The following is a 24,615-nucleotide window of genomic DNA, read 5'->3' on the forward strand; positions in this document are numbered from 1 at the left end:
GCTTGTATATTTAACAACTGCATTTAGAAAACTCCATATTAAGTATTAAGCTTTCTGCGGTTCCGTTCAACGGGCTTTCATCTCGTGCCCTCCGGGCAAGACGAAAGCTTAGTTATTACCTGCAGTATTTTATAAATATTTTTTACTGATTTTTTCGAATTCTGTTTTCAGATAATTTCTAAATTGAGAATCGGATTGAACTTCACGTATTCCTGCGCCCATTATTTTACCATTATATCTTCTTAAATTTGGATACACATATTCAAAAAACATCTTTTGTCCAAGTTCATAATTATTTGATGTGATTCCTCTTAGCATTGCTGAGAATGTACCTGAAATATAATCGGCTATTTGAATACCAACACTTTGATGTGAATGTTCAATATTTAAGCTATCTTTAATATGACTATATTTTTCTATAAAATCGCCTTCATTTATAAGTTCGAAATATACATCTCTTAATAATTTGTCTGTGTTTTCACTTACGGGATCAAAAAATAAAACAGCTAAATTTTCTTCTGAATCTTGAATTTCCATTTCAATTCTTTGCATATGTTCTTGTAAATGCATTTTAAGCATTTTGGGTTCAGAATACTGTGAATTGTTCTTGTTTTTTGTTACAGTTAGGACGATTTTCTTATATTCTATATCGTTCAATAAACATAAAGTTTTTTCTACAAATTCAATTAATTTATGATAATCATAATTTTCTAGAAATTTAAAATCTTTATTGTCTTTAATTGGTGTTTTATTTTTTTGATGAATTCTTAAACTCCACAAATAAGCCCATTTAATTTCTTTATTTATTGGCAAATCATATTCTTTCTTAAGTGCAAAAAACTTTTCTTTAAGTATTTTCCACTCTGAAGATTTGATTAATATTGTTGAACGAATGTAATAAGGATGAACTTTTAAATTTGGTTTTTTAGGATTATATAATCCACATTCATCGCTAAAAGCAAAATATGTACACATAGTTTGAGGAATATTGCAGGTAACGGCAGTCTGTGAAAAAAGTACACAAACTCCTTTCAAATATAGTTAATATTTCATAAATTCATAAGGTATTCATAATTCACGGTTTTATGCCTATAATCAATGGTTTAGACAGACATCAACTTACATTCTCTAGTTTAGAAGCTGCAATTGCTACCGATAATGATGTCCGATTTATAGATGCTTTTGTAGAAAAATTAGATCTTCAGCAACTAGGTGTTCGCTCTTTAACTTCCTCGGATAAAAAGAAAGAAGGTCGGTCATCTTTTAGTGATTCTTTATTTCTCAAACTCTATCTTTACGCTTGCCTCAATGGCATCCGTAGCAGCAGAAAGCTTGAGCGTGAAGCCATCCGAAATATAGAATTGCAATGGTTGTTGCAGGGACTACATCCCAATTACCATTCCATAGCCGACTTTCGTAAAATCAATGCGACGGCGCTACAAAATCTGTTTAAACTATTTGTTTCATTTCTGAAAGATGTAGGATTAGTAGGCGGAAAAGTAATCGCCGTAGATGGCACCAAAATTAGAGGCAACAACAGCAAAAAAAATAATTACAATCCTAAAAAGATCCAACGCCACTTGGATTACATAGCACAAAAAAGCAAGGCATTGCTAGAAGAATTTGAGCAGACCGATGCCTGTGAAGATGAAGCGATAAGCCTTGGTAATGTGCAAGAAAAACTAGCTCGATTACAGCAACATAAGATAAAATACGAAGCCTTACAAGATCAGCTGGCTCAAAGCCAAGAACCACAAGTAAGCACAACAGATCCAGATGCGAGAGCCTTATTGGTAAGAGGAGTTGTTGTAGAAGTGGGTTATAATGTGCAGGCAGCCGTGGATCAAGAGCATAAATTAGTAGTGGCTACACACACGATCAATCGCAATGATAAAAATGCCTTGTATGCTATCAGCAAAGAAGCAAAAGATAATATCGAAGCAAAACAATTAACGGTCTTAGCAGATAAAGGTTACCACACCGGAAAAGAACTACAAGCTTGCCAAGAAGCAGATATAGATACAATTGTAGCCCGCCAAGAGCTTGTCAACAGCAATACCAAAGGCACACAGCCTGATTATATGGTTCAGCACTTTGTATATGATGAGGCATCAGATACTTATACTTGCCCAGCAGGACAAACCTTACGTACTACAGGTAGATTGCACCGCAAAAAGCGTGATAATGATGTTAGTTATCAGTTTAAGAAATACCGAACAGGAGCTTGTCAAAGTTGCGCAGTGCAACATTTATGTACAGGTCGGCACGATGGCCGAAGAGAGATAGAACGCAGTGAATATGCTGCATATGTAGAAAAGAACAAAGAAAATTACGAATCAAATCCAGCATTATATTGCCAACGACAAGAAATCAATGAACATATTTTTGGCACCATTAAGCGGCAATGGAATTTGTATTATACCAATCTACGAGGCTTAAAGAACGTGAATGGAGAAGTAGCATTAATCATGTTGGTGTACAATATGAAAAGAGTTCGCAATATCTTAGGTTTTGACAACCTAATGGAAAAACTGCACCAATGGATACCCAAGTACCCAGGCGGTACTATTTTTATCCAAAAACGACATCATTTCCTTCCATATAAACCTTTCAAAATTTCAGAAGAAAAAATCTGTGCATAAAAATAGGTGCTCTAAAAGCACCTTATAAGTGTGTATAAATTCATTCTACAAGCTGTTTCTTTGCTGAAAAGGACTTTTTTCACAGCCTGACGTTTCGGGGCTTGACGTCAGTGGCGGAAATTGAAGCGAAAAGTTTCAATTTAGCGACACGGTAAGCAAAAGCCAATTAATTGAATAAATTTAAGAAAAAAGTCAATATAATTGGCTTTTTGCGGAATAGAAAGCCGAAACTTTGTTTTATGACTTAACCCGCCATTGCGCCAAACCCTTGTTGTACGCTGGCTTATTTATATTTCAGAAAGTTCTCTTCTTATTTCAGCAACAAGTTTTTCTTTTATTTCAAGAGTTTGCGCAGCTAAATTTTCTAGAAGATTTTTTTGTTCATTCATTGATGTCATATCTTTTTCGATGATTTGTTTAGCTAAATCTTTCATCATTTGTGCAGATACATCGAATGATAATTGTGACAAACGATCCATTTCATCTAAAAGAGTTAGTACGCTATCTCCAGCTATTAATTTTAAAGAATTTGTTTCATTTTTGAACTTAAAATATCTTTCTTGAGATTTCATCATAATTGCTTGAATAGAATTAGAAAATTCTGAGGCAGCTTTTAACTCTTTTTCTGTATCGCCAACGTTACATAAATAATCTGTATTGAATTTTGTGAGAACAGGAAGAAATTCTTGTTGCGCTTCTAAATTTCCAACTTGTGATTGTTCGTCTAAAAGAGTAAAATATTTCATATAAGCGTTACTTTTAGTTTCATATTGAATTTTACGTCTAGTTGTTTCTAGACCGTATTTTGAAGTAACTTTTTCCTTTTCTTCTGTTATTTGTGAGGTATCTTCAATTATTGCTTTGTTTTTCCCTTTTTCTTTAAAATAGGAAGTTAAATATCCGATTAAAAAACCTCCAATTAGCGATAAGATTATTTCCATTAGTTTCTGGCATGAAGTTTAGAAAGCTTGCGTACAACTTATTTATATGCGAAGCTTTAATACTTCTTTTGTGTCATTAAGGGAAGATAGTCGCATGTTTTTATTATTTTGTTTCGCATTTTATATTAATCAAATATAAAGAATATTTTAACATATTCTGATCAGTCCTCCTTTTAATTCTACTTTCACTTATCTAATGTGTTACGTTTAAAATCTCATTAATTTAATTTTCAAGCTTCTTAATTCATTATATATACATATATGTATATATAGAAATATATATTTTACATTCATGTTTATCCAAATGTTAAAATGAAATATTAACATAAAAAGGAGTGTATAGTTAGAAAAAAAAATTATAACTTGGTTTTTGAAAAAGAAAATTCATGAAAAAGAAATTAATTTATTTGGCGATAGCGTCCTTTGCTATCGCACAGAATACTATCGCCCAAAACCTTGATTTGCAATCACCGGCAAACAATTTAAAGCAACAGATTTCGTCTATTTTTCCGATTGTCGCTTCTATTCTTTTTATAGTTGTCGCTCTTGTTAACTTAGGTCATTTCACTAAAGAAGGGGGCGATTGGAAAAAAGGTGTTTTTAGCATTGTACTTTACTGCGTAATCGTAGGAGTTATCGTTAGTTTATATCAATATGTAGGATCGACAAGTTTATAATTTAAAAATACTTTCTGGCTATGAGAAAGATTAAAAATTATAAACACTTTAGAAAAGAACCTTCAATCTGGGGTATGAATGTAAAGGCTTTTATGGTCTTTATTATTATTGTTATATGCTCTTTAATGTCATTAACAACAGGAGTTACTATCCCAAAACTTATAGTTATATTATTAATTATAGGAGTTTCTTATTTGATTTGTGTTTCCCTTCTTTCTAATAGAGGATTGTTCTCTAGTTTATCTGATGAAAAGTTACCCAAAAAAATATCGAAATATGAATGATACCGCATTGGCAATAGATGAAAATAAAATTTGGGCAACTAATGGTGTTTTTGCAATGGGGTTTCAAATTGACTTGTCCGAGAAATACTCTTTGGGTGAAGATGACTTAGAGGCTATCAATGATTTTTGGAATAAAGCTTTTAAATATCTTCCTACAAATACAATTATTTGTAAGCAGGACATTTATACTCAAAACAATTTAAGCACCCATTCTTGGTCAGATACTAATTTTTTACAGAGATCAACTAAAAAATACTTTAAGGATCGTTCCTATTTGGAACATACCTGCCATTTGTTTTTTGTAAGAACAAGCATAGAAACTTTTTTTAACGATAAAATTCAAAATCCTTTTAAAAGGTTAACAAAAAAGAAGTTCACCCAATATGATGATAAGATTAACAGTTTTATTGATGCTGTAGAAAATACGGTTTCGTTTCTCAATAATCAAAAGCTTAACAGCGGAAACGCTTTTAGAATTCGTGCTTTTTCATTTGACGAAACCTTGGCTTATGAAGATTATTTTTTTAATGGGTTTACCAATGAGTTAATAACAGATCGAATATTTGAGAAAGATCATATTCAGATTGGCGATAAATTCTTGGCTGCCGTTTGTATCAATGATGAAAAGCAAATGCCTGATACCGTAGCATCTTATAAATTAGATAAAGACTTTTCTACCGCTAATTATAAATTCTTTCAAAGTAACGGTGACATATTTGGGTTTGATCTCAATTTCGATCACGTTTACAATCAAATTATTTTTATAGATGATAGTAAAAAACATACTCGGGATTTAGAAAAACGAAATGAACAACTTGAAAAATCACAGAAGTTTTCCAACGAAAATAAAATCGGATTTGATCAAACCAAAATAATTATTGAAGATGTAATTAATGAAAGAGATCATGTTCAAATCATTCGTGGTCATAATAATATTATAGCCATTGCAGGGAATATTGAAGATTTAAAAGTACGCTCTAATCAAATTATTCAGAAGTGTAGAGAATTGGATATTAAAGCCTATTTGCCTATTTCCAATTATCTGAATGCGACTTTTAATTACTCATTTCCTTTATTCTCGCAGTATTTTTCCAATAAACAAACCTATAGGGCAAATTTAAATTTAGCGGTTTCATTGTTTAATAATACAACCAATTATAAGAATGATGACGAAGGAATTTTATTTAATTCTCGCTTTAATTCAAATATTCCTGTGCGTATCGATACTTGGGACGAAGAAAAGAAGTACATGAATGCCCGGAATTTCTTTGTGGTTGCGCCTACGGGATATGGTAAATCTTTCTTGGCAAATCATATTTTTAGAAATTTTAATGAGCAAAATAACAGTAAAACAGTAATTATAGATTTAGGTGGATCTTATAAAAAGCTTTCAGCTCTTTATCCCGATACAGCGTATATCACTTATCAAGAAGGTCAAAGTTTAGGTATAAACCCCTTTTTAATACAAGGGGAAATTACTTCCAAAAAAGTAGAAGAATTAACGCTATTCGTTCAAACGCATTATAGAAGAGATAAAGTAGCTAGCCAAAAAGAGAGTACCGCTCTTAAAAAAATCATTGAGCATTATTATCTATCAAAACAGAAAGATGGGGATTCGTACTTCTCTTTTTTAGACTTTATTGATTTTGTAGAAAAATCTAAGGATAAATTGTTGTTTGATCTAGAGATTGATACGGAGTATTTTGATTTACGAGAGTTCTTGTTCTTATTGTCTGATTTCAGAAAAAACGGATTGTATGATTTTCTCTATCGGGAAGATGAAAATACAATTATCCAGTCTTTAATGGATAAACGAATTATTGTTTTTGAATTAGACGAAATTAAAGATAATGAGTTGCTACTTACAATTATGCTTCAGTTGATCGGAATTACCATTGAGGACATTATTTGGAAGGATAAATCTACAAGAGGTTATATATTTTTCGATGAATTTGCTAAGCAATTAAAGTTTGAAGGGGTTCTGAATAAGGTGGAATATTTCTTTCAAGCCGTACGAAAACAAAATTCTGCTATTGGAATTGTGTTACAATCTATAACCCAATTACCTGAAAATACAACAGCTCGTTCCATTATAGAAAATACACAAATGTTATACGTGTTGAATGCTAAGGATTATCGGGAAATTCAAAGGCGTTTTCATTTGTCCGAGCATGCTTACAACGAATTAGTATCTATACAAAGTAATTTTTCTGCTGAACAACCGTATTCTGAAGTGTTTATCATGCGTGGAAATGTACACGGCGTTTATCGATTGGAAACACCACCTGAAGTATTTTGGGCATACCAAACCGAAGGTAATAAGAATCAGCAGCTAATGAACTATTACGAAGAGTGTGGCGATATGGAAAAAGCCATTGCAAAAATGATTAGTTAATGAATTATGTAAAAAATAAGCTATGAAAAGAATTTTTTTACTCGTTGCATTATTAGTAGGAATTAGTAGTAATGCACAAATGATTACCGTTACAGAAGCACCTGCTACAGATATTTTGTTGGGGGAACAAATCGCTGATGGGCTGAAAAGCCTGCAAGTATCAATGGATAATTATGAATTGGTAAAAACCAACGTTCAGAAAATTGAAAAAGTTAATTCGTACGTCGGTCAGTTACAACTCATATCTGATATGATCGATCGGCAACAAGAAGCTATCAAAAGTGCGCAACAGGTTGAGAAGTTGGCAAAAAATATTAAAAATGCTTCTACAGCTAAGGCAACAATAAATTCTGTTTCCAATTCACTCACTGCAATTAATAATTCAGCGAAGATGATTAATAAAATTACTTCGTCAGGATTTTTTAATATGACCGATAAGGAACGAATTGATATGTTGGAAAAAGAAAATCAAGTAATATCATCAAACGCAAGAAAAATAAAAACCAAGCTATACATTCTTAAAAATCTGTAGATGGAGGCATTTGATTTTTCTTTTATCAATAGTATAAGACAATCAATAGAAAGTGAGAACATTTTAAACTATACCATTACAGGGTTTAAAGCGTTTGCAATTGCCTTATTAGGATTTAAATACTTAGGTAAGTACTTTCAGACTATGGATCATGAAGAGCCTAGATTGGGAGGCTTTATGGAAGTTTTAGGAGCTGGTATGATTATTATTTCTGCCGATTGGATTATTGATATGATTGAAAATATATTCTCTCAAATCGATGATTCTATAACAACTAAAACAGTTCCTTTCAATACAGAAGTATTTACCAATGCTATGTTAGAACTCCAAATGCTTCAGGATGGCTGTTCTGGGTTTGATTGCTTAAATGTCTTTATTGATTCGTTCGTCGCGAATTGTATTATTGTAATCTTTTATGCGATTTATTGCTTTTTATGGGTGTTAGATAATTTGGTTTACGGATTCTATTTGATAGAGCGAGTATTTCTAATTCAAATTATGAGATTCGTTTTTCCACTAGCGATTGTCTTTTCTCAGCTCGACGGTACAAAAGATTTTTTTTACCGTTGGATTAAAAAGTATGTAGGAATTTTAATATTGCCTATACCGTATATGGCCATATTTCATTTGTCAAATTTAGTAATGACACATACATCACAAATTCAAAGCATCAACCCTGATGATCCTTCCAATTTAACGAAAAGATTATTGATGTATATAGCAGGACTGGGCATATCATTTTTCTTGAAAATTAAATTATTTGCAGCTACCAAACGATTGGTAGAAAATTTATTCAATTAGTATGAAAGTAGGAGAAAATATATTTAACAAACTCAAAAGAAATAATGCAGCTATTTACGCAATGGCTATTATTACAGTGCTTTCTGTAGTATCATCTGCATATTTCAGTTACCAAACCTATCTACATAGTCGGAACCACGTGTATGCCATTGATAGCAAAGGGCAAATGCTTCCACTTACTTTAATTGATGAAAAGAAAGATCGAATCCGTCAAGTAATGGCAAATGCAGATTTATTTGTCAATTATGCCTACGATATTGATGCTTTTAATTACAAAGACAAAAAAGAAAAATTAGCATGGTTGTTAGATAACAACGTGATTCGAATCTTTAAGAACAAAGAAAACGCAGGATATTACAATCAATTACTTCAGTATAACATCATTCAACACGCAAAAGTACTTCCTGAAACGATGAAATGGGTGGAAGAAAATGGGAAATATACGCTTCGTTTTCTTTCACAAATTCAGATAATCAATACAGGACAAAAACAAGTATATAACATAGAAATTAAACTATCTATGATTGATGTTTCAATCAATTATCCTTACAACCCTTATGGGCTTTTGATAGTTGATTATGTAGAAGAAAATAAGGTTTTAATTCAAGATGTTGAACAGCTTAAAGAAATGGAATAGATGAATTGGGATATTAGAAACTTAAGTGAAGAAGATAAACGGAAGTATATTGTTTATGCCATTTTTGGTATTGTTTCCATAGGTGTTATTGGGGTTGGTTTCTCTTTTGTATCAGGAAAAGATACTGCAAATAAAGAAGTAAATTCAATAGATATCCCATTGTCTGAAGAGAAAGAACAATATGAAAATAGATTACAAGCATTACAGAAATTTGATACCGTTAAAGGAGATCCAAACCAAAGAATGACCCAGTTTTTTGCAAGAAAAAAAACAGATGATATTGAAGATAATATGGATTATTTCAACCAGACAAAATCGGGCAGTAGTGTCGGTTCAAATTATGAACCTATTCATCAAAAAGTAGATAATACCACACCGGCTCAACCATCTAATTACAATAGATACGGGAACTCATCTATGTGGCAGGTTGAAGAACCAGTGAATAATAATATAGGCTATTCTTCCGCAAATAAGAACGAATATATAGAGAACCGGGTTCAGCAAATTGAACAGCGAACAACTGTGCAAACAACTGAAACCTACGTGAATAATGTGAGTACCGTTCAACAATCAAAAAAAGATTTATTTGAAAAAGGAAAACAGGTAGGTAACAGTACCATAAAAGCAGTGGTAAGAGGAACACAAGAAGTGAAAAATGGACAAACCTTACGGTTTCAAACCAATGAAGAAGGCGTAGTTAATGGAACTAAGATACCACGGAACACTTCTCTTTTTGGCATTGTACGATTCAATCAATACCGTGCTGAGATTGTCATTGAAACAGCGAATATAAATGGATCTATCATTCCAATTAACTTAATGGTTTACAGTAATGATGGCTTAAAGGGAATTCCTATTTCTATGGATGAAACTTTAAAACAAGGAAGAAATACTGCCGTTGATCATGTTGCAAGGCGTGGAGGAATATTAGGAAAAGCAGGTAATGTAGTAGGAAGTGTGGTTTCAAATAAAGTAAAAGAACGTTCGGTAAAATTTATAGATAATCAAAAAGTATTATTAATTCAGAAATGATGAAGTTATTAATTACACTATTGATGTTGGGATTAGCAATAAATACTAATGCACAACTAAGAACATTGAAAGCATCAACGGATAAGTTTATCACCGTTCAGTTTCCTGCTAAAGTAGATTTTTATCAAAATTCAGTTTCTATTCACGATAAAATAGGAATTAGACAAGTAGATGATATTTTGTTTATTCAGTTTTTAGAGCCAAATGTTCAAGAAACAAACCTTTTTGTAAAAACAGTTGATAATAAAACCTATAATTTTTTGCTTCAATACGATAATGATCCGCAAGAACTCATTTTAAAGGTTGATGAGACAAATCAAAATACATCGGTTAGTCAAGTGCCAAGCCCAAATAAATCAAATAATAATGAAACCATAAGCCAAAGGCTATTAAAAGAATCGGGTTATATCAAAAACCGAAACATCACATCTTATAAGAATATAAAGCTCATTTTAAAAGGTGTTTACGTGAATCATAACAAGATTTACATTTTAATGCGAATCGACAATAACAGTAATATTAATTATGATGTAAACGCATATAAGTTTTATATCACCAATGATAAGGGTATAGCTACCAGTGAACAAACAATAGATGTGAATATTGTAAATCTAACTCCAGATAGTAAAGTGATTCCAAAAGGGAAAAATGACATCGTTTTTATGTTCGATAAATTTTCTGTAGGTGATGATAAACAATTGCTTTTTGAATTAACTGAAAAAAATGGAGATCGAAATTTAAATTTTAAAATTATCTCTTCATTGATAGATAACGCCCGGAATTACAATTAAAATATTGAATTATGAGAAAGACACTTTTATTCCTTTTCGGACTTTTATATTCCTCTACCTTCGCCCAATCGCATTATGCTGGGCAGTACAGTTTAGGATTGAATTACGGCTTTGTAAACAAGGGAACAAACTACAATCTGAATGTTCAGAAGCTTATTGGCAATAAGTTTTTAGGTTTACGAGCTGACTTAGATCTTTTAAAACAAGACTATAATGTATCATTTTATGGTGTTGAACGATATCAGGGTAATTTCGAGAGTAAAAGAATTGGAATCGCAGGAACATATTCGTTAGAAAAGGTTATTCCACACCCGTTTTATGTACAGCTTTATCTAGGTGGTTTGTATAGTAACGAAAAATTAAAAAATTTTGGAATTATTCAAGATGTTTTACCTGTTTATAATAGTAACAATTTCGGAGCGTATGGCGGAGTTGAATTAGAATTGGTTGTGTTTCCCGCTTTCTCATTAACTGGTGGATTCAAATATCAAAATGTATTTCAATCTACCATTGATAAAGAACTTCTTTTTGGACAAGTCGGAGTAAAGATTAATTTTTAAAAAATGAATATAGAATTTGAATAATCCAATAAATTTTTAAGCTATGAATAAGATTTTTAAATTGTTTTTATGCTGTATGTTAATGATAAGCTGCGCTAATGATGAAGAGAATATCATTAATGGAAATTCTGATTATAAATTCCCTTTTGATATTGTTATAACTGGGGAAAGTAATCTGGTCAATAATATTCCCCTAGATGTATCTATACATCCTATAATATCAGGTGATATTGAAAATCCTAATCCTGATTATAAATTTAAATTCTCTTTGATGGATGCACAAGTTAATAACGGGGGAGTGTTACTTACAAAAGATACCTGGTTAAATTATGAAGAACTTACCGATGGTAAGTTGACATTAATTTTTAATTCTAACAACAATAGTTCTGCTCAAACGCTTACTGTAACTATGAAAAACAGTCAAGGTTATGAAACAAGTCAGACAAAATCGTTTGGTGTTTCGAATCAAGAACTAGATTTTGAATTGAGTCTTTTGGATAATCAGCTTAATCCTTTTCCTAATAATGTTGTCCCTTATGATCAGCGGGAAACCACTTTAATCAAAGTGGAGAATTTAGTAAGTACAAATACCATTACAGGTGTGAAATTTCAAACAAACGCTATTTTATCTGTAAATGGAATTCCAATTACCAATTCTACGATTATCCCTTATGAATCTGGTGTTTTTACTATTAAATATAAACCAGATAGTTATGGGGTGCAGCCTATAAATGTTATTGCAATTGATCAGCAAAATATTGAGTTAACTAAAGGCTTAATAGCTGATTTAAAATATAAAGTTTTCGATGCAAATTTTACGTGGGGAACTAGTTCTTCTGTAGCTACAAATACCAGTGATTTATTAGAGTTTTATGTAGTAGGTAATTGGAATTCTAGTCCTTATCATTTTACTAGAACTGGTGGAAGAACTGATAAATACATAAAAATAAACCTACAAAAATATGACCCAGACGAAACATTTTATTTAGAATGTATTCGAACACCTAATACCCTTCTTAAATATTATGGGGGAAGTTCTAATGGAAATCAAAATACCGATCCATTGGATACAAATTGGCAAGGTCATTATATATTGGAAGAAGGTTCAAATTACGTCATATTAGATGCGAATTTTGTTGCTCAATCTTCAACAATATGGGGTTCTGGTACAGTAACTTTTAAACTAGTTAGTAGTAATGGGAACGAGAAAACTAAAAATTATAATATCAATGTCTATTTAAACGGATCTTTAAATTAAAATAATTGTTTATGAAAAAGCTAATTTTATTTATTTCAGTCGCTTTCGCGCTTACTTCATGTAATGAAGATGATAATTTTGTACTACAAGAAAATAACATTTCTTCAATACAAATTCAAAGTTCTTTTGTTTCAACAGATAAAAATGAAATCCCAGTAGATTTTACTTTTTATCCTGGTATCGATGTGCAATCGGTTACTATGAATATTGATTTCGATGGAATTGTAAAAGTAAATGGTAGTACGGTAAACGGAAATTTTGTTTATCAATTGAATGATGACATCACCTTAACTCCGAATAACTATGGGCGAACAACCGCAATATTTTCTTTACCGGAACATAGAGTAGATACAAAAAAAGATTTTTATACGATCGAATCAAACGGTCAGCCTTATGTATTTGTAAATAATTTAATCAACCGAGCACCCGAACACTCTAATGGTAAAATTTACTACGAGACAACCGATGGTAGTTCATATTCTGTAAATAAAGTACAGGTTGTGGTGGTAAGTGCGCAACCATTTGATTTTACAATTACCGAAAATAAACCAATTTTAAACACATCTACTACCAATTTCCAAGGAACGGAGATGCTATCTTCTTTCGAATTGGGATTATTAAATCAAAATTATGGTTCAAACAGTTTCACATTTAATTTTGTAAACGGTCATGAAGTTGAGTATCCATTCAACTATGTGAAAACGTACACAAAATAATTATTAAAATAAAAGAGCGAATTTACCGCTCTTTTATTTTGTAATAATATACATTCTTGGCAATGTAGTTATTTAGTATGTGTGGATTTGCAAATTTAAATAGTTCGTCCTTTTTTATTGATTGTGGTTTTTCGTTTCTTATAATCTGAAAATCAAAAAAGGAATACTTAAAATACATAGGTTTCATTTTATGTTCCTTGTAGAAATTGAAAATGTAATTAATAGCTATAAATGTAGGTACGTATGCTTGAGTTTCCCTTGGCATATATGGTCTTAATTTCCAATAGTTCCTTGATTTGTGTTTTCTAATTAAAGCATCAATTCGCCCTGGTCCACAATTATAAGCGGAGATTGCTAAATTCCAGTCTCCAAATTTCGTGTATAATTCTTTTAAATATCGGGCTGCTGCATCGGTGGAAGCTACGGGGTCATAATACAAATCAACATATTGGTTATGGTATAACCCGTATTGTTTACCAGTGGCTGGCATAAATTGCCAAATACCTTTAGCTCCGGCATGCGATATGGCACGAGGGTTAAGATTCGATTCTACAATAGCTAAATATTTTAGTTCGTTGGGTAAACCGTATTGGATTAATTTAGATTCAAACATTGGAAAATAGTAGGTAGAAAGACCTATTATTTTGGGGATCCATTTATACTCTAGATATTTTTTCACATAAAAATAGGTAACATCATTATACTCGATATTTAATAATGTTATATTATTTAAATAAGTAAATTTATTTTTATAATTATTTAATGATAACTCATTATAAAAGTTTGTATTTTCGCTAAATTGTATACTATTAAGAAATTCTTTGTCATTTTTTAAAAATATGGTGTCCTGTGTTTGCGAATAGCTTTTAACTAAATGGATTATTAAAACGTATATGATTAAAATAATTTTTTTCATATGAAAATTAACAAGTTTAGAAAAGAGAAAAAACTGACTCAAAAACTGATTTCTGAAAACATTGGATGTCACCATAAGACTATTGCTTATATGGATAGCCGTATGGATTCACATATAATGGTACAATATTTAAAATTTCTTCGTCAAAACAGTTTTGATCTCAATGAATTCTTTGATCAAGAAATTACACTTAAACAAAATGATCCACCAGAAAAGGTTACTCAAATATAACTTTTTTTCGTTTTCAATTGTTAAAAAAAGGAGTCTATATCTAGTTTTTTATTATATTTAGTATTCTCAAAAAGAAGTTAATATAATTTTATACCATGAAGGTAAAACCTTTTATTTTTTTAATTATTATTTTTTTATTGATAAGCTTATTGTCTTTAGCTTTTTTGGAAATTCCTGTAATTATTCAAAATATCATCTATTTTGTATTTGGTTTAATAGGGGCTTATTTCGTATTTAATCATTACTTTTTAGGAATGAGCGAAGAGGAGAAAAAGAATTGGAACATCAATATGGATCTATTTAAAAAGAAAAAGAGTAATAATTAAAGCCTTGCCTTATGCTGATTTCATGTAAAGAGTGTAACCATAATGTTTCAGATCAAGCAACCGCTTGCCCCAATTGTGGATTCCCCTTGCGTAAAATTAAGCCAATAGTGAAATCCAAAGAAGGATTATTTTTAAAGTCAATGAATTTCGGCTGTATACTTTTTATAATTTTCGTGGTTTTACTTAGGAACAAAGGGCGTAAAGAATGAGAAGATAACCTGGTCTAAAATTTATGTGGCTTTGGGTGTTGGCTTTGTGCTATTCTTCCTGAACACACCGTTGTTAAAGCTATCCCCGGTAATAGGCACATTTCTGTATATCCTTACTATCTCATTAGGGTATATCGCCTTGTTGATGGCAGGCGTATGGATGAGCCGATTGCTCCGTACTAACCTAATGGATGATGTTTTTAATAATGAGAACGAGAGCTTTCAGCAAGAAACAAAGCTGATGGAAAATGAATATTCCGTTAACCTACCCACCAAATTTTACTACAAAGGAAAATGGAACAACGGTTGGATAAACATCGTAAATCCTTTCAGGGCATCAATCGTGTTGGGTACTCCGGGTTCCGGAAAATCGTATGCAATCGTAAACAATTACATCAAGCAACAGATAGAGAAAGGCTTCAGTATGTACATCTACGATTTCAAGTTTGATGACCTTTCAACCATTGCCTACAATCATTTACTAAAGCATCGGGATAAGTACAAAGTTCAGCCCAAATTTTACGTCATTAACTTTGACGACCCACGTAAGAGCCACCGTTGCAATCCACTCAATCCCGACTTTATGACGGACATTTCAGATGCTTACGAAGCAGCATATACCATAATGCTAAACCTCAACAGGTCGTGGATACAAAAGCAAGGGGATTTTTTCGTGGAAAGCCCAATTATTCTTTTGGCTGCTATTATTTGGTATCTGAAAATCTATGAGGATGGCAAGTATTGTACATTTCCTCACGCTATTGAATTACTGAACAAAAAGTATTCGGACGTATTTACTATTTTGACATCATATCCTGATTTAGAAAACTACCTATCGCCCTTTATGGATGCGTGGCAAAGTGGCGCACAAGACCAGTTGCAAGGACAAATAGCATCGGCTAAAATTCCGTTGTCAAGAATGATCTCTCCACAATTGTACTGGGTAATGACAGGCGATGATTTTTCTTTAGACATCAACAATCCAAAAGAACCAAAAATACTTTGTGTAGGAAACAATCCCGACCGACAAAACATCTACTCCGCAGCATTGGGATTGTACAATTCCAGAATTGTAAAGCTCATCAACAAAAAAGGGCAATTAAAAAGTTCGGTTATCATAGATGAGTTGCCAACAATCTACTTCAGAGGGCTGGATAACCTTATTGCAACCGCCCGTAGCAATAAAGTAGCAGTTTGTCTGGGCTTTCAGGATTTCTCTCAATTGATACGGGATTACGGAGACAAGGAAGCTAAAGTTATCCAAAATACTGTAGGTAATATTTTTAGTGGTCAGGTTGTTGGCGAAACGGCAAAAAGCCTTTCGGAACGGTTCGGAAAAGTATTGCAAAAACGCCAGAGTTTGACCATTAACCGAAATGATAAATCAACTTCTATTTCTACGCAATTGGATAGTCTGATACCTGCATCCAAAATCTCAACATTGACACAAGGTATGTTTGTCGGTTCTGTATCGGATAACTTCGATGAACGTATCGAGCAAAAGATATTTCACGCTGAAATAGTAGTAGATAATGAAAAGGTAGCTACCGAAACCGAAGCCTATCAAAAGATACCGCAAATCTTGTCTTTTGTAAATGAGCAGGGCGAGGATAAAATGAAGCAGGAAATTGAGAGTAATTACAAGCAGATAAAATCAGACATCCTGAATGTTGTTAAAAACGAAATTGAACGCATTAAGAATGACCCAAACTTACAGCATTTGGTTCAATAGAAGCGCAATTTAACAAGACATAACAGAAATATCTTAAAGACAAACACTGGCACGGAAAAATTTTAGCCAACCCAAATTTGGCACATTTGATTTTTGTTGAAATGTCTTATTAACACTTAAAAAGACATAAGTGTCAATTAATCGTTTGAATCATAAAGACATATAAAAATAGATATGGAATTAAATAAAAATAAATCTGTTAATACTTCGCATTTTGTAAGTGACATCAGATCAACTAACACCCACCTTACAATGTGCTATTTTTTCCAACGTATCCAGCACATAGAAACTTCACATTAAAAAAAGCATAAAAAAATTGTGGGTTTAAAAATTACTAGCTATATTTGCACTTGAAAACAGAAAAAAAATGTACAATTCAATTATTATTTCTTCTATTATTATTGCGGGTGTGATTTCACATACCGGGGAGGAATAATTTTGATATAATCTAAAAGATATATTTGAAAGCCTCCCGAGAAATCAGGAGGCTTTTTTTATTGACATTAAACTAAAAAGAACAAAATGAAATCATATAACAACACTATTATTATCAGCATTATTATTAGCTCGCCACCGTGAGAGATGCTGCTTTATGCCAAATTGTAAGCCTTTCTCATTTCGGGAAAGGCTTTTTTTATTCCCAAAAATCAATTATCAACTCAATAAAAAAAATAAATATGTATTCAAACAACGAAACAGTCCTTTTTTTGGACGGAAAATTTGTAAAGGCTAACGAATCTACAACCGATTTGTACAGTCAAACGCTTCATTATGGCTACGGTGCATTTGAAGGTATTCGTTCTTATGAAACCAAAAATGGAACTAAAGTATTTAAAGCCGAAGAACATTATGAACGCTTGAAAAAATCCTGCGAATTGGTAAAAATCCCTTTCGATTGCACTGTTCAAGAGTTAGTCCAAGCTACTTACGAGTTACTGGAAAAAAACAATTTAAAAAATGCTTACATCCGACCATTGGTGTATTGTGGACAAAATATGAGTTTGTCAAAACCTACCAGGGTTTCGGTGATGATTGCCGCTTGGGACTGGGGAGCGTATTTGGGAGAAAAATTACTACGATTAACGGTTTCCTCCTATTGCCGTCCACATCCAAAATCCATCCACATTGAAGCGAAAGTCTGCGGTCATTATGTCAATTCGATTTTGGCAACCAACGAAGCAAAAGACAATGGATTCGACGAAGCCTTGCTTTTGGATAGCGATGGATTTTTAGCCGAAGGTCCGGGTGCAAATTTGTTCTTTGAAAAAGACGGAAAACTATTCACGCCTCAATTAGGAAACATCCTTCCGGGCATCACCAGAGCCACTGTTTTGGAGTTAGCCGAACAATTAGGTCTGGAACTGCATCAAGGAAAATTTACCAGAGAAGATCTTTTTCAAGCTGATAGTGCCTTTTACTGCGGAACGGCTGCCGAGGTAGTGGGTATATTATCGGTGGACACTTATCAATTTCCAAAAAACTGGAATGATTCCTTAGGTAAAAAACTTCAAGATGCTTATTCACTTTTGGTACGAGAACCTTTAAAACAGCTCAATTTAAACTAATGAAAACACTCAACAAATACAGTAGAACCATCACACAAGATGAAACCCAACCTGCAGCACAAGCCATGCTTTATGGAATAGGTTTAACCGAAGACGATTTGCAAAAAGCACAAGTGGGAATTGTGAGTATGGGTTACGAAGGAAATCCCTGCAACATGCACCTCAACGATTTGGCTAAAGAAGTAAAAGCTGGTGTGCAACAAGAGGATTTAGTAGGATTGATATTTAATACCATTGGTGTGAGTGACGGTATATCAAACGGAACTGACGGTATGCGTTTTTCTTTGGTTTCCAGAGATGTGATCGCCGATTCCATAGAAACGGTGGTGAGTGCCCAATGGTACGATGCTGTATTGGCGGTAGTAGGTTGCGATAAAAATATGCCTGGTTCTATCATCGCCATGGGAAGATTAAATCGTCCTGCAATCATGGTTTATGGCGGAACGATCCATTCTGGAAAATGGAAAGGAGAATCGCTCAATATCGTTTCAGCTTTTGAAGCTTTAGGTAAAAAATTCAGTAACACCATTTCCGATGAAGATTACAAAGGTATAATCAAAAACGCTTGTCCTGGCGCGGGTGCTTGTGGCGGTATGTACACAGCAAATACGATGGCTTCGGCTATTGAAGCTTTGGGAATGAGTTTACCTTACAGTTCATCCAATCCTGCGTTGAGCAGCAATAAAAAAATGGAATGTTTTGATACAGGAAAAGCCATCAAAGTGTTGTTGGAAAAAGACATTAAGCCCAAAGACATCATGACCCGAAAAGCCTTTGAAAATGCCATGACCATGGTAACGGTTTTGGGCGGCTCTACCAATGCCGTAATGCACCTGATAGCAATGGCACATTCGGTGGATTTGGAATTGACTTTGAATGATTTCCAAAAGGTAAGTAACCGTGTTCCAGTGTTGGCAGATTTAAAACCAAGTGGAAAATACCTCATGGAAGATTTGCACGAAGCAGGTGGTGTTCCAGCAGTAATGAAATATTTATTGAAACACAATTTATTACATAGAGATTGTTTAACTGTTACAGGAAAAACAATTGTTGAAAATTTGGAAGCTGTGGAAGATTTAACCGAAGGTCAGAAAGTATTTCTTCCATTGGAAAATCCAGTGAAAGCAAATGGACATCTGCAAATGCTCTACGGAAATTTAGCTACCGAGGGAAGTGTAGCTAAAATAAGTGGCAAAGAGGGCGATTATTTTGAAGGAACAGCCAAAGTATTTGACGATGAATATGCAGTGATTGATGGTGTGCGAAACGGAGAAGTAAAACCCGGGAATGTGGTAGTAATCCGTTATTGCGGACCAAGAGGCGGACCGGGAATGCCTGAAATGCTCAAACCAACTTCAGCAATTATGGGTGCAGGATTGGGAAATTCAGTGGCTTTAATTACCGACGGTAGATTTTCGGGTGGAACGCATGGTTTTGTGGTAGGACACATCACTCCGGAAGCTTTTGTAGGTGGAACAATTGCCTTGGTAAATGATGGAGATTTGATTGCGATTGACACAAAAAATAATACGATCAATTTAAAAGTATCTGAACAGGAATTGGAAAAACGAAAAGCAGCATGGAAACAACCTCCATTGAAAGCAAATAAAGGGGTTTTGTACAAATATGCACAATGCGTTTCGAGTGCTTCATTGGGGTGTGTAACCGATAAATAATTAAAAAATGAAAACAACGGAATTAAAAATAACAGGTGCAGAAGCGGTGATACAAAGCCTGAAAGCCGAAGGTGTAAAAACGATATTTGGTTATCCAGGCGGTGCTATCATGCCAATTTATGATGCCTTGTTTCATCATCTTGAAGAAGTAAATCATATCTTGACAAGACACGAGCAAGGTGCTATACATGCAGCTCAAGGATATGCTAGAACTTCAGGAAAAACAGGGGTTGTATTTGCTACTTCGGGTCCGGGAGCCACCAATTTAATTACAGGTTTAGCCGATGCCCTGATTGATTCTACGCCCTTGGTTTGCATCACCGGACAGGTGGCTTCTCATCTCTTGGGAACTGATGCTTTTCAGGAAACCGATGTCATGGGAATTTCGATGCCGGTAACCAAATGGAATTGTCAGGTAACCAAAGCAGCAGATATAGCACCCACTTTAGCCAAAGCATTTTACATCGCCTCGTCTGGTCGTCCGGGGCCGGTTTTGGTGGATATTACCAAAGATGCCCAGTTTGAAAAACTGGATTTCTCTTACGAAAAGTGTACATCGGTGAGAAGCTACCAACCTAAGCCAAAATTGAATGTAGATCAAGTGCAAGCAGCAACCAAGTTTTTGAATGAGGCAAAAAAACCTTTGATGATTGTCGGACAAGGAATTATGCTTTCCAATGCAGAAGAAGAATTATTGGCTTTTGCCGAAAAAACGGGTATTCCGGTGGCTTCTACGCTTTTGGGATTAGGAGCTTTTCCAAGTCATCACCCTTTATTTGTTGGAATGGTAGGCATGCATGGCAATTATGCACCCAATGTAAAAACCAATGAGTGCGATGTGTTGCTTGCCGTGGGAATGCGTTTTGACGACCGTGTTACAGGTGATGTTTCCCGGTATGCAACACAAGCAAAAGTGGTTCATGTTGATATAGACACTGCCGAAATCAATAAAATCATAAAAGCCGATGCTCCTGTTGTAGCCGATGCCAAAGAAGCACTAACCGTTTTAGCAGATTTGGTAGAAAAACAAACTCATCAAAATTGGTTGGATGAATTTCATCAAGCGAAGCAAAAGGAATTACAGGTACTTTCAGAAAATAGAGAAAAGGAATTTTCAGATGAACTGAGAATGGATTTGGTGATTGATTTACTTTCTCAAAAAACCAAGGGCAATGCAATCGTTGTAACCGATGTGGGACAGCACCAAATGATGGCGGCACAGTTCTATCAGTATAATCAAACCAAAAGTAATGTTACATCTGGCGGATTGGGAACGATGGGTTTTGCACTTCCAGCCGCTATTGGAGCAAAAATGGCAAATCCGGAAAAACAAGTCGTAGCTATCATTGGAGATGGTGGTTTTCAAATGACCTTGCAGGAATTGGGAACCATGATGCAGAATAATATCGGCGTGAAAATCATCATCTTAAACAATGGTTATTTGGGAATGGTGAGGCAATGGCAACAAATGTTCTTTGAAAAAAGATATTCGTTTACCGACATTCAAAGTCCTGATTTTGTGGCTTTGGCAGCCTCTTACAACATCAAAGGTCAAAAAGTTGAAAGACAGGAGGACTTGAACAACGCATTAGACCAACTTTTAAACACAGAAAATGCGTACCTGTTGGAAGTGAAAGTTGCCAGAGAAGATAATGTTTTTCCGATGGTGCCAACAGGTGCTTCGGTAGCTGAAATAAGATTACAATAATTATAAAACGGATAAAATGGAAACAATGAACAAAACATTTACCGTATCCATATTTACGGAAAATACAATCGGAATGCTCAACCGCATCACCATCATATTTACAAGACGACATTTGAATATTGACAGCATCACCGCTTCTGAAACAGAGGTTAAAAATGTGCACCGTTACACTATCGTTTTGAGAACAAACAGAGAACAAATAGATAAAGTTGTTGGGCAAATCGACAAATTAATTGATGTTCTGAAAGCCTTTGTACACGAAGATAATGAAGTAGTACATCAGGAAATTGCGTTATATAAAATCAAAACAACAGAACTTAAATCCAACAATGTAGAGCAAGTGGTTAGAGAAAATAGTGCCAAAGTTCTCACCGTAGATCCCGATTTTATCGTCATTGAAAAAACAGGGCACAAAGCAGATACACAGGTTTTATTTGAGAAATTGAAACCCTTTGGTATTCTGGAATTTGCCCGCTCAGGAAGAGTAGCAGTTACCAAACCAATGAAAGAATTAAGTACTTATTTAAAAGAATTAGAAATCAATTAAAAAAAATAATACAATATAAAATGGCACAATTAAATTTTGGCGGCGTAATGGAAAATGTCGTAACACGAGAAGAGTTTTCATTAGAGAAAGCAAGAGAAATATTAAAAAACGAAACTGTTGCAGTCATTGGATACGGCGTGCAAGGTCCGGGACAAGCCTTAAATTTGAAAGATAATGGCGTAAAAGTAATTGTAGGACAACGAAAAGGGACAAAGAGTTGGGACAAAGCACTTGCTGATGGTTGGGTAGAAAATGAAACTCTTTTCGAAGTGGAAACCGCTTGCGAAAAAGGCACTTTACTCATGAATTTATTATCAGATGCAGGGCAAATACAAGCATGGGAAACGATGAAAAAAAATTTGACAACAGGAAAAGCCCTGTATTTTTCACATGGTTTTGGCGTTACTTTTCATGAAAAAACAGGTATCGTGCCACCTAAAGATGTAGATGTGTTTTTGGTGGCTCCCAAAGGTTCGGGAACTTCGTTAAGAACATTATTTTTAAAAGGGCAAGGTTTAAATTCCAGTTATGCCGTTTTTCAAAATGCAACCGGAAAAGCTGAAGAAAAAGCATTGGCATTAGGCATCGCTATCGGTTCTGGTTATTTGTTTGAAACCACATTTCAAAAAGAAGTATACAGCGATTTGACTGGCGAACGAGGCGTTTTGATGGGAGCTATCGCAGGTGTTTTTGAGGCTCAATATAATGTGCTTCGTCAGCGAGGACATTCGCCAAGTGAAGCCTTCAACGAAACTGTAGAAGAATTGACCCAAAGTTTAATGCCTTTGGTAGCCGAAAACGGAATGGATTGGATGTTTGCCAATTGCAGTACCACTGCACAACGAGGAGCATTGGATTGGAAAGGTAAATTTAGAGAAGCTACCACTCCTGTTTTTAATGAACTGTATGATGACGTGCTTTCAGGTAAAGAAGCAGCCATCGTTATCGAAGCCAACAGCAAGCCAGATTACAGAGAAAAACTCAACGCAGAACTCAAAGAAATACAACAAAGTGAGTTGTGGCAAACTGGAATGCAAGTTCGAAAATTAAGACCTCAAACCAAATGATACATTTAGCAAAAATACAAGAGGCAGCCGAAAACCTGAAAGGTGTGGCTGTGCATACGCCTCTTGTGAAAAACGAAAACCTGAGCGAGCGATTTGCTGCTCAGGTTTATTTGAAACGGGAAGATTTACAACCTGTACGATCCTACAAATTGCGTGGAGCGTATCATAAAATAAGTTCGCTTTCCGAAAATGATATAAAACTAGGCGTTGTATGTGCAAGTGCGGGTAATCACGCTCAAGGAGTGGCTTTTGCGTGTAGAAAACTGAACATAAAAGCCGTTATTTATATGCCTATTACCACGCCTGCACAAAAAATAAAGCAGGTAAAACTCTTTGGAAAAGAAAATGTAGAGGTTGTGTTGAAAGGTGATACTTTTGACGATGCCTACAACGAAGCCCTTCTTTTCAGCCAGAAGAATAAGGCAGTTTTCGTTCATCCGTTTGATGATGAATTGGTTATTTCCGGACAAGGAACTGTAGGATTGGAAATTGTGGAAGACAGCAAATGTAAAATTGATTTTTTATTCTTCCCAATTGGAGGTGGCGGTTTGGCAGCAGGGGTCGTTTCGGTTTTTAAACAATTGAGTCCTGAAACTAACCTTATCGGTATAGAACCACAAGGAGCAGCCTCTATGAAAACATCGTTGGAAAACGGTAAAAATACTGCATTGACGAACATTGATAAATTTGTAGATGGAGCTGCCGTAAAACGGGTGGGCGACAAAACATTTGAAATCTGCCAACATTCGTTAGATGACATCGTCTTAGTGCCTGAAGGGAAAGTTTGCACAACAATTTTACAATTATATAACGAAGAAGCCATTGTTGTAGAACCAGCTGGTGCATTGAGTATTGCAGCCTTGGATTCGTATAAAGACCAAATCAAAGGTAAAAATGTGGTGTGCATTGTTAGTGGCAGCAACAATGACATTACAAGAATGGAAGAAATAAAAGAGCGATCCTTGATGTTTGAAGGATTGAAGCATTATTTCATCATCAACTTTCCACAACGACCAGGAGCATTAAAAGAATTTGTAAATGATGTCTTAGGAGAAAATGATGACATTACTTATTTCCAGTTCACTAAAAAGAACAACCGCGAAGAAGGTCCGGCTGTTGTTGGCGTAGAACTAAAATACAGTTCTGATTTAGATAGTATGGAACAAAAAATGAAAACTAAAAAAATAAATTATCAGCATCTAAACGAACAGAAAGAATTGTTTACACATTTGATTTTCTAGGGTTAAAATAGGAGTGGATAGAAATCTTTCCACTCCTTTAACTTCCGTCACTTTTTTCAAAATTCAAAAAATATTCTCAAATGAGCAACAAGAATATTGCTCCTGATAAATGTGATAGCATAAATAAAAGA

General features: G+C 34.2%; 23 protein-coding genes and 1 pseudogene. 21 read left to right on the forward strand and 3 right to left on the reverse strand.

The window, feature by feature from the left end; genetic code table 11:
• Positions 1-129: 129 nt before the first annotated feature.
• Complete coding sequence (locus QW060_RS23825; RefSeq protein WP_290365305.1) at positions 130-1,035, reverse strand: DUF3800 domain-containing protein; 906 nt, start codon at positions 1,033-1,035, stop codon at positions 130-132.
• A gap of 50 nt (positions 1,036-1,085) precedes the next feature.
• Here QW060_RS23825 and QW060_RS23830 point away from each other — a divergent pair, with 50 nt between their 5' ends.
• Entirely contained in the window at positions 1,086-2,642 is a 1,557-nt protein-coding gene (locus QW060_RS23830; RefSeq protein WP_290365306.1) for an IS1182 family transposase, read from the forward strand.
• Positions 2,643-2,929: 287 nt separating this feature from the next.
• On the opposite strand, the gene QW060_RS23835 is transcribed toward QW060_RS23830, so the two are convergent.
• Entirely contained in the window at positions 2,930-3,583 is a 654-nt protein-coding gene (locus QW060_RS23835) for a hypothetical protein (protein WP_290365307.1), read from the reverse strand.
• Between the two features lie 407 nt (positions 3,584-3,990).
• On the opposite strand from QW060_RS23835, the gene QW060_RS23840 reads away from it, so the two are divergent.
• The 11 genes from QW060_RS23840 (at position 3,991) to QW060_RS23890 (ending at position 13,266) form a co-directional block, all read left to right on the forward strand.
• A complete protein-coding gene (locus QW060_RS23840; protein WP_290365308.1) occupies positions 3,991-4,260 on the forward strand; it encodes a hypothetical protein in 270 nt (89 codons plus the stop codon).
• A 20-nt stretch (positions 4,261-4,280) separates the two neighbouring features.
• Positions 4,281-4,544 carry a hypothetical protein gene (locus QW060_RS23845; protein ID WP_290365309.1) on the forward strand — a complete coding sequence of 88 codons (264 nt, stop codon included), beginning with the start codon at positions 4,281-4,283 and terminating at the stop codon, positions 4,542-4,544.
• Positions 4,537-6,939, forward strand: a complete 2,403-nt coding sequence (locus QW060_RS23850) for a TraG family conjugative transposon ATPase (RefSeq protein WP_290365310.1) — start codon at positions 4,537-4,539, stop codon at positions 6,937-6,939. Before QW060_RS23845 ends, QW060_RS23850 begins: the two co-directional genes overlap by 8 nt.
• A 79-nt stretch (positions 6,940-7,018) precedes the next feature.
• Positions 7,019-7,471, forward strand: a complete 453-nt coding sequence (locus tag QW060_RS23855) for a hypothetical protein (RefSeq protein WP_290365311.1) — start codon at positions 7,019-7,021, stop codon at positions 7,469-7,471.
• Positions 7,472-8,272: a hypothetical protein gene (locus tag QW060_RS23860; protein WP_290365312.1), complete on the forward strand. Its 801-nt coding sequence runs from the start codon at positions 7,472-7,474 to the stop codon at positions 8,270-8,272.
• 1 nt (position 8,273) lies between these two features.
• Entirely contained in the window at positions 8,274-8,909 is a 636-nt protein-coding gene (locus tag QW060_RS23865) for a hypothetical protein (protein ID WP_290365313.1), read from the forward strand.
• The gene (traM, locus tag QW060_RS23870) at positions 8,910-9,941 is read left to right on the forward strand and encodes a conjugative transposon protein TraM (RefSeq protein WP_290365314.1); all 1,032 of its coding nucleotides are present in this window, start codon (positions 8,910-8,912) and stop codon (positions 9,939-9,941) included. It abuts the gene before it with no gap.
• A 23-nt stretch (positions 9,942-9,964) separates the two neighbouring features.
• A complete protein-coding gene (locus QW060_RS23875) occupies positions 9,965-10,732 on the forward strand; it encodes a DUF4138 domain-containing protein (RefSeq protein ID WP_290365315.1) in 768 nt (255 codons plus the stop codon).
• A gap of 11 nt (positions 10,733-10,743) precedes the next feature.
• Complete coding sequence (locus tag QW060_RS23880) at positions 10,744-11,292, forward strand: hypothetical protein (RefSeq protein ID WP_290365316.1); 549 nt, start codon at positions 10,744-10,746, stop codon at positions 11,290-11,292.
• A gap of 43 nt (positions 11,293-11,335) precedes the next feature.
• Positions 11,336-12,550, forward strand: a complete 1,215-nt coding sequence (locus tag QW060_RS23885) for a hypothetical protein (protein ID WP_290365317.1) — start codon at positions 11,336-11,338, stop codon at positions 12,548-12,550.
• Between the two features lie 11 nt (positions 12,551-12,561).
• Entirely contained in the window at positions 12,562-13,266 is a 705-nt protein-coding gene (locus QW060_RS23890; RefSeq protein ID WP_290365318.1) for a hypothetical protein, read from the forward strand.
• Positions 13,267-13,288: 22 nt separating this feature from the next.
• Here the strand turns inward: QW060_RS23890 and QW060_RS23895 are convergent, their stop codons facing one another.
• Complete coding sequence (locus QW060_RS23895; RefSeq protein ID WP_290365325.1) at positions 13,289-13,822, reverse strand: lytic transglycosylase domain-containing protein; 534 nt, start codon at positions 13,820-13,822, stop codon at positions 13,289-13,291.
• A gap of 360 nt (positions 13,823-14,182) precedes the next feature.
• On the opposite strand from QW060_RS23895, the gene QW060_RS23900 reads away from it, so the two are divergent.
• The 9 genes and pseudogenes from QW060_RS23900 (at position 14,183) to ilvA (ending at position 24,484) form a co-directional block, all read left to right on the forward strand.
• Positions 14,183-14,413 (forward strand): hypothetical protein, encoded by a 231-nt coding sequence (locus tag QW060_RS23900; protein WP_290365319.1) that lies wholly within the window; start codon positions 14,183-14,185, stop codon positions 14,411-14,413.
• Positions 14,414-14,508: 95 nt separating this feature from the next.
• Positions 14,509-14,739 (forward strand): hypothetical protein, encoded by a 231-nt coding sequence (locus QW060_RS23905; RefSeq protein WP_290365320.1) that lies wholly within the window; start codon positions 14,509-14,511, stop codon positions 14,737-14,739.
• A 183-nt stretch (positions 14,740-14,922) separates the two neighbouring features.
• A pseudogene (gene mobC, locus QW060_RS23910) lies at positions 14,923-16,680 on the forward strand (conjugal transfer protein MobC); the annotation flags it as partial.
• Between the two features lie 677 nt (positions 16,681-17,357).
• Positions 17,358-18,245, forward strand: coding sequence for a branched-chain amino acid transaminase (locus QW060_RS23915; protein ID WP_034751611.1), 888 nt, complete (start codon positions 17,358-17,360; stop codon positions 18,243-18,245).
• Positions 18,245-19,921 carry a dihydroxy-acid dehydratase gene (ilvD, locus tag QW060_RS23920; RefSeq protein WP_055133806.1) on the forward strand — a complete coding sequence of 559 codons (1,677 nt, stop codon included), beginning with the start codon at positions 18,245-18,247 and terminating at the stop codon, positions 19,919-19,921. Before QW060_RS23915 ends, ilvD begins: the two co-directional genes overlap by 1 nt.
• Positions 19,922-19,928: 7 nt before the next feature.
• Entirely contained in the window at positions 19,929-21,629 is a 1,701-nt protein-coding gene (gene ilvB, locus QW060_RS23925) for a biosynthetic-type acetolactate synthase large subunit (protein WP_034751523.1), read from the forward strand.
• 16 nt (positions 21,630-21,645) lie between these two features.
• Positions 21,646-22,176, forward strand: a complete 531-nt coding sequence (ilvN, locus tag QW060_RS23930) for an acetolactate synthase small subunit (RefSeq protein WP_094772680.1) — start codon at positions 21,646-21,648, stop codon at positions 22,174-22,176.
• Between the two features lie 20 nt (positions 22,177-22,196).
• Positions 22,197-23,243 carry a ketol-acid reductoisomerase gene (ilvC, locus tag QW060_RS23935; RefSeq protein WP_034751526.1) on the forward strand — a complete coding sequence of 349 codons (1,047 nt, stop codon included), beginning with the start codon at positions 22,197-22,199 and terminating at the stop codon, positions 23,241-23,243.
• Positions 23,240-24,484 (forward strand): threonine ammonia-lyase IlvA, encoded by a 1,245-nt coding sequence (ilvA, locus tag QW060_RS23940; RefSeq protein ID WP_034751529.1) that lies wholly within the window; start codon positions 23,240-23,242, stop codon positions 24,482-24,484. Before ilvC ends, ilvA begins: the two co-directional genes overlap by 4 nt.
• The last annotated feature ends 131 nt before the right edge of the window (positions 24,485-24,615 follow it).

It is taken from the genome of Paenimyroides ceti (genome assembly GCF_030409925.1).

Coding starts and splice junctions, on each gene's coding strand:
- QW060_RS23855 (WP_290365311.1), top strand. CDS start 7,019: ATGATTACCGTTACAGAAGCACCTGCTACAGATATTTTGTTGGGGGAA.
- QW060_RS23845 (WP_290365309.1), top strand. CDS start 4,281: ATGAGAAAGATTAAAAATTATAAACACTTTAGAAAAGAACCTTCAATC.
- QW060_RS23835 (WP_290365307.1), bottom strand. CDS start 3,583: ATGGAAATAATCTTATCGCTAATTGGAGGTTTTTTAATCGGATATTTA.
- QW060_RS23850 (WP_290365310.1), top strand. CDS start 4,537: ATGAATGATACCGCATTGGCAATAGATGAAAATAAAATTTGGGCAACT.
- ilvD (WP_055133806.1), top strand. CDS start 18,245: ATGAAAACACTCAACAAATACAGTAGAACCATCACACAAGATGAAACC.
- traM (WP_290365314.1), top strand. CDS start 8,910: ATGAATTGGGATATTAGAAACTTAAGTGAAGAAGATAAACGGAAGTAT.
- QW060_RS23875 (WP_290365315.1), top strand. CDS start 9,965: ATGTTGGGATTAGCAATAAATACTAATGCACAACTAAGAACATTGAAA.
- QW060_RS23860 (WP_290365312.1), top strand. CDS start 7,472: ATGGAGGCATTTGATTTTTCTTTTATCAATAGTATAAGACAATCAATA.
- QW060_RS23905 (WP_290365320.1), top strand. CDS start 14,509: ATGAAGGTAAAACCTTTTATTTTTTTAATTATTATTTTTTTATTGATA.
- QW060_RS23915 (WP_034751611.1), top strand. CDS start 17,358: ATGTATTCAAACAACGAAACAGTCCTTTTTTTGGACGGAAAATTTGTA.
- QW060_RS23900 (WP_290365319.1), top strand. CDS start 14,183: ATGAAAATTAACAAGTTTAGAAAAGAGAAAAAACTGACTCAAAAACTG.
- QW060_RS23865 (WP_290365313.1), top strand. CDS start 8,274: ATGAAAGTAGGAGAAAATATATTTAACAAACTCAAAAGAAATAATGCA.
- QW060_RS23880 (WP_290365316.1), top strand. CDS start 10,744: ATGAGAAAGACACTTTTATTCCTTTTCGGACTTTTATATTCCTCTACC.
- QW060_RS23890 (WP_290365318.1), top strand. CDS start 12,562: ATGAAAAAGCTAATTTTATTTATTTCAGTCGCTTTCGCGCTTACTTCA.
- ilvA (WP_034751529.1), top strand. CDS start 23,240: ATGATACATTTAGCAAAAATACAAGAGGCAGCCGAAAACCTGAAAGGT.
- QW060_RS23885 (WP_290365317.1), top strand. CDS start 11,336: ATGAATAAGATTTTTAAATTGTTTTTATGCTGTATGTTAATGATAAGC.
- ilvC (WP_034751526.1), top strand. CDS start 22,197: ATGGCACAATTAAATTTTGGCGGCGTAATGGAAAATGTCGTAACACGA.
- QW060_RS23830 (WP_290365306.1), top strand. CDS start 1,086: ATGCCTATAATCAATGGTTTAGACAGACATCAACTTACATTCTCTAGT.
- ilvN (WP_094772680.1), top strand. CDS start 21,646: ATGGAAACAATGAACAAAACATTTACCGTATCCATATTTACGGAAAAT.
- ilvB (WP_034751523.1), top strand. CDS start 19,929: ATGAAAACAACGGAATTAAAAATAACAGGTGCAGAAGCGGTGATACAA.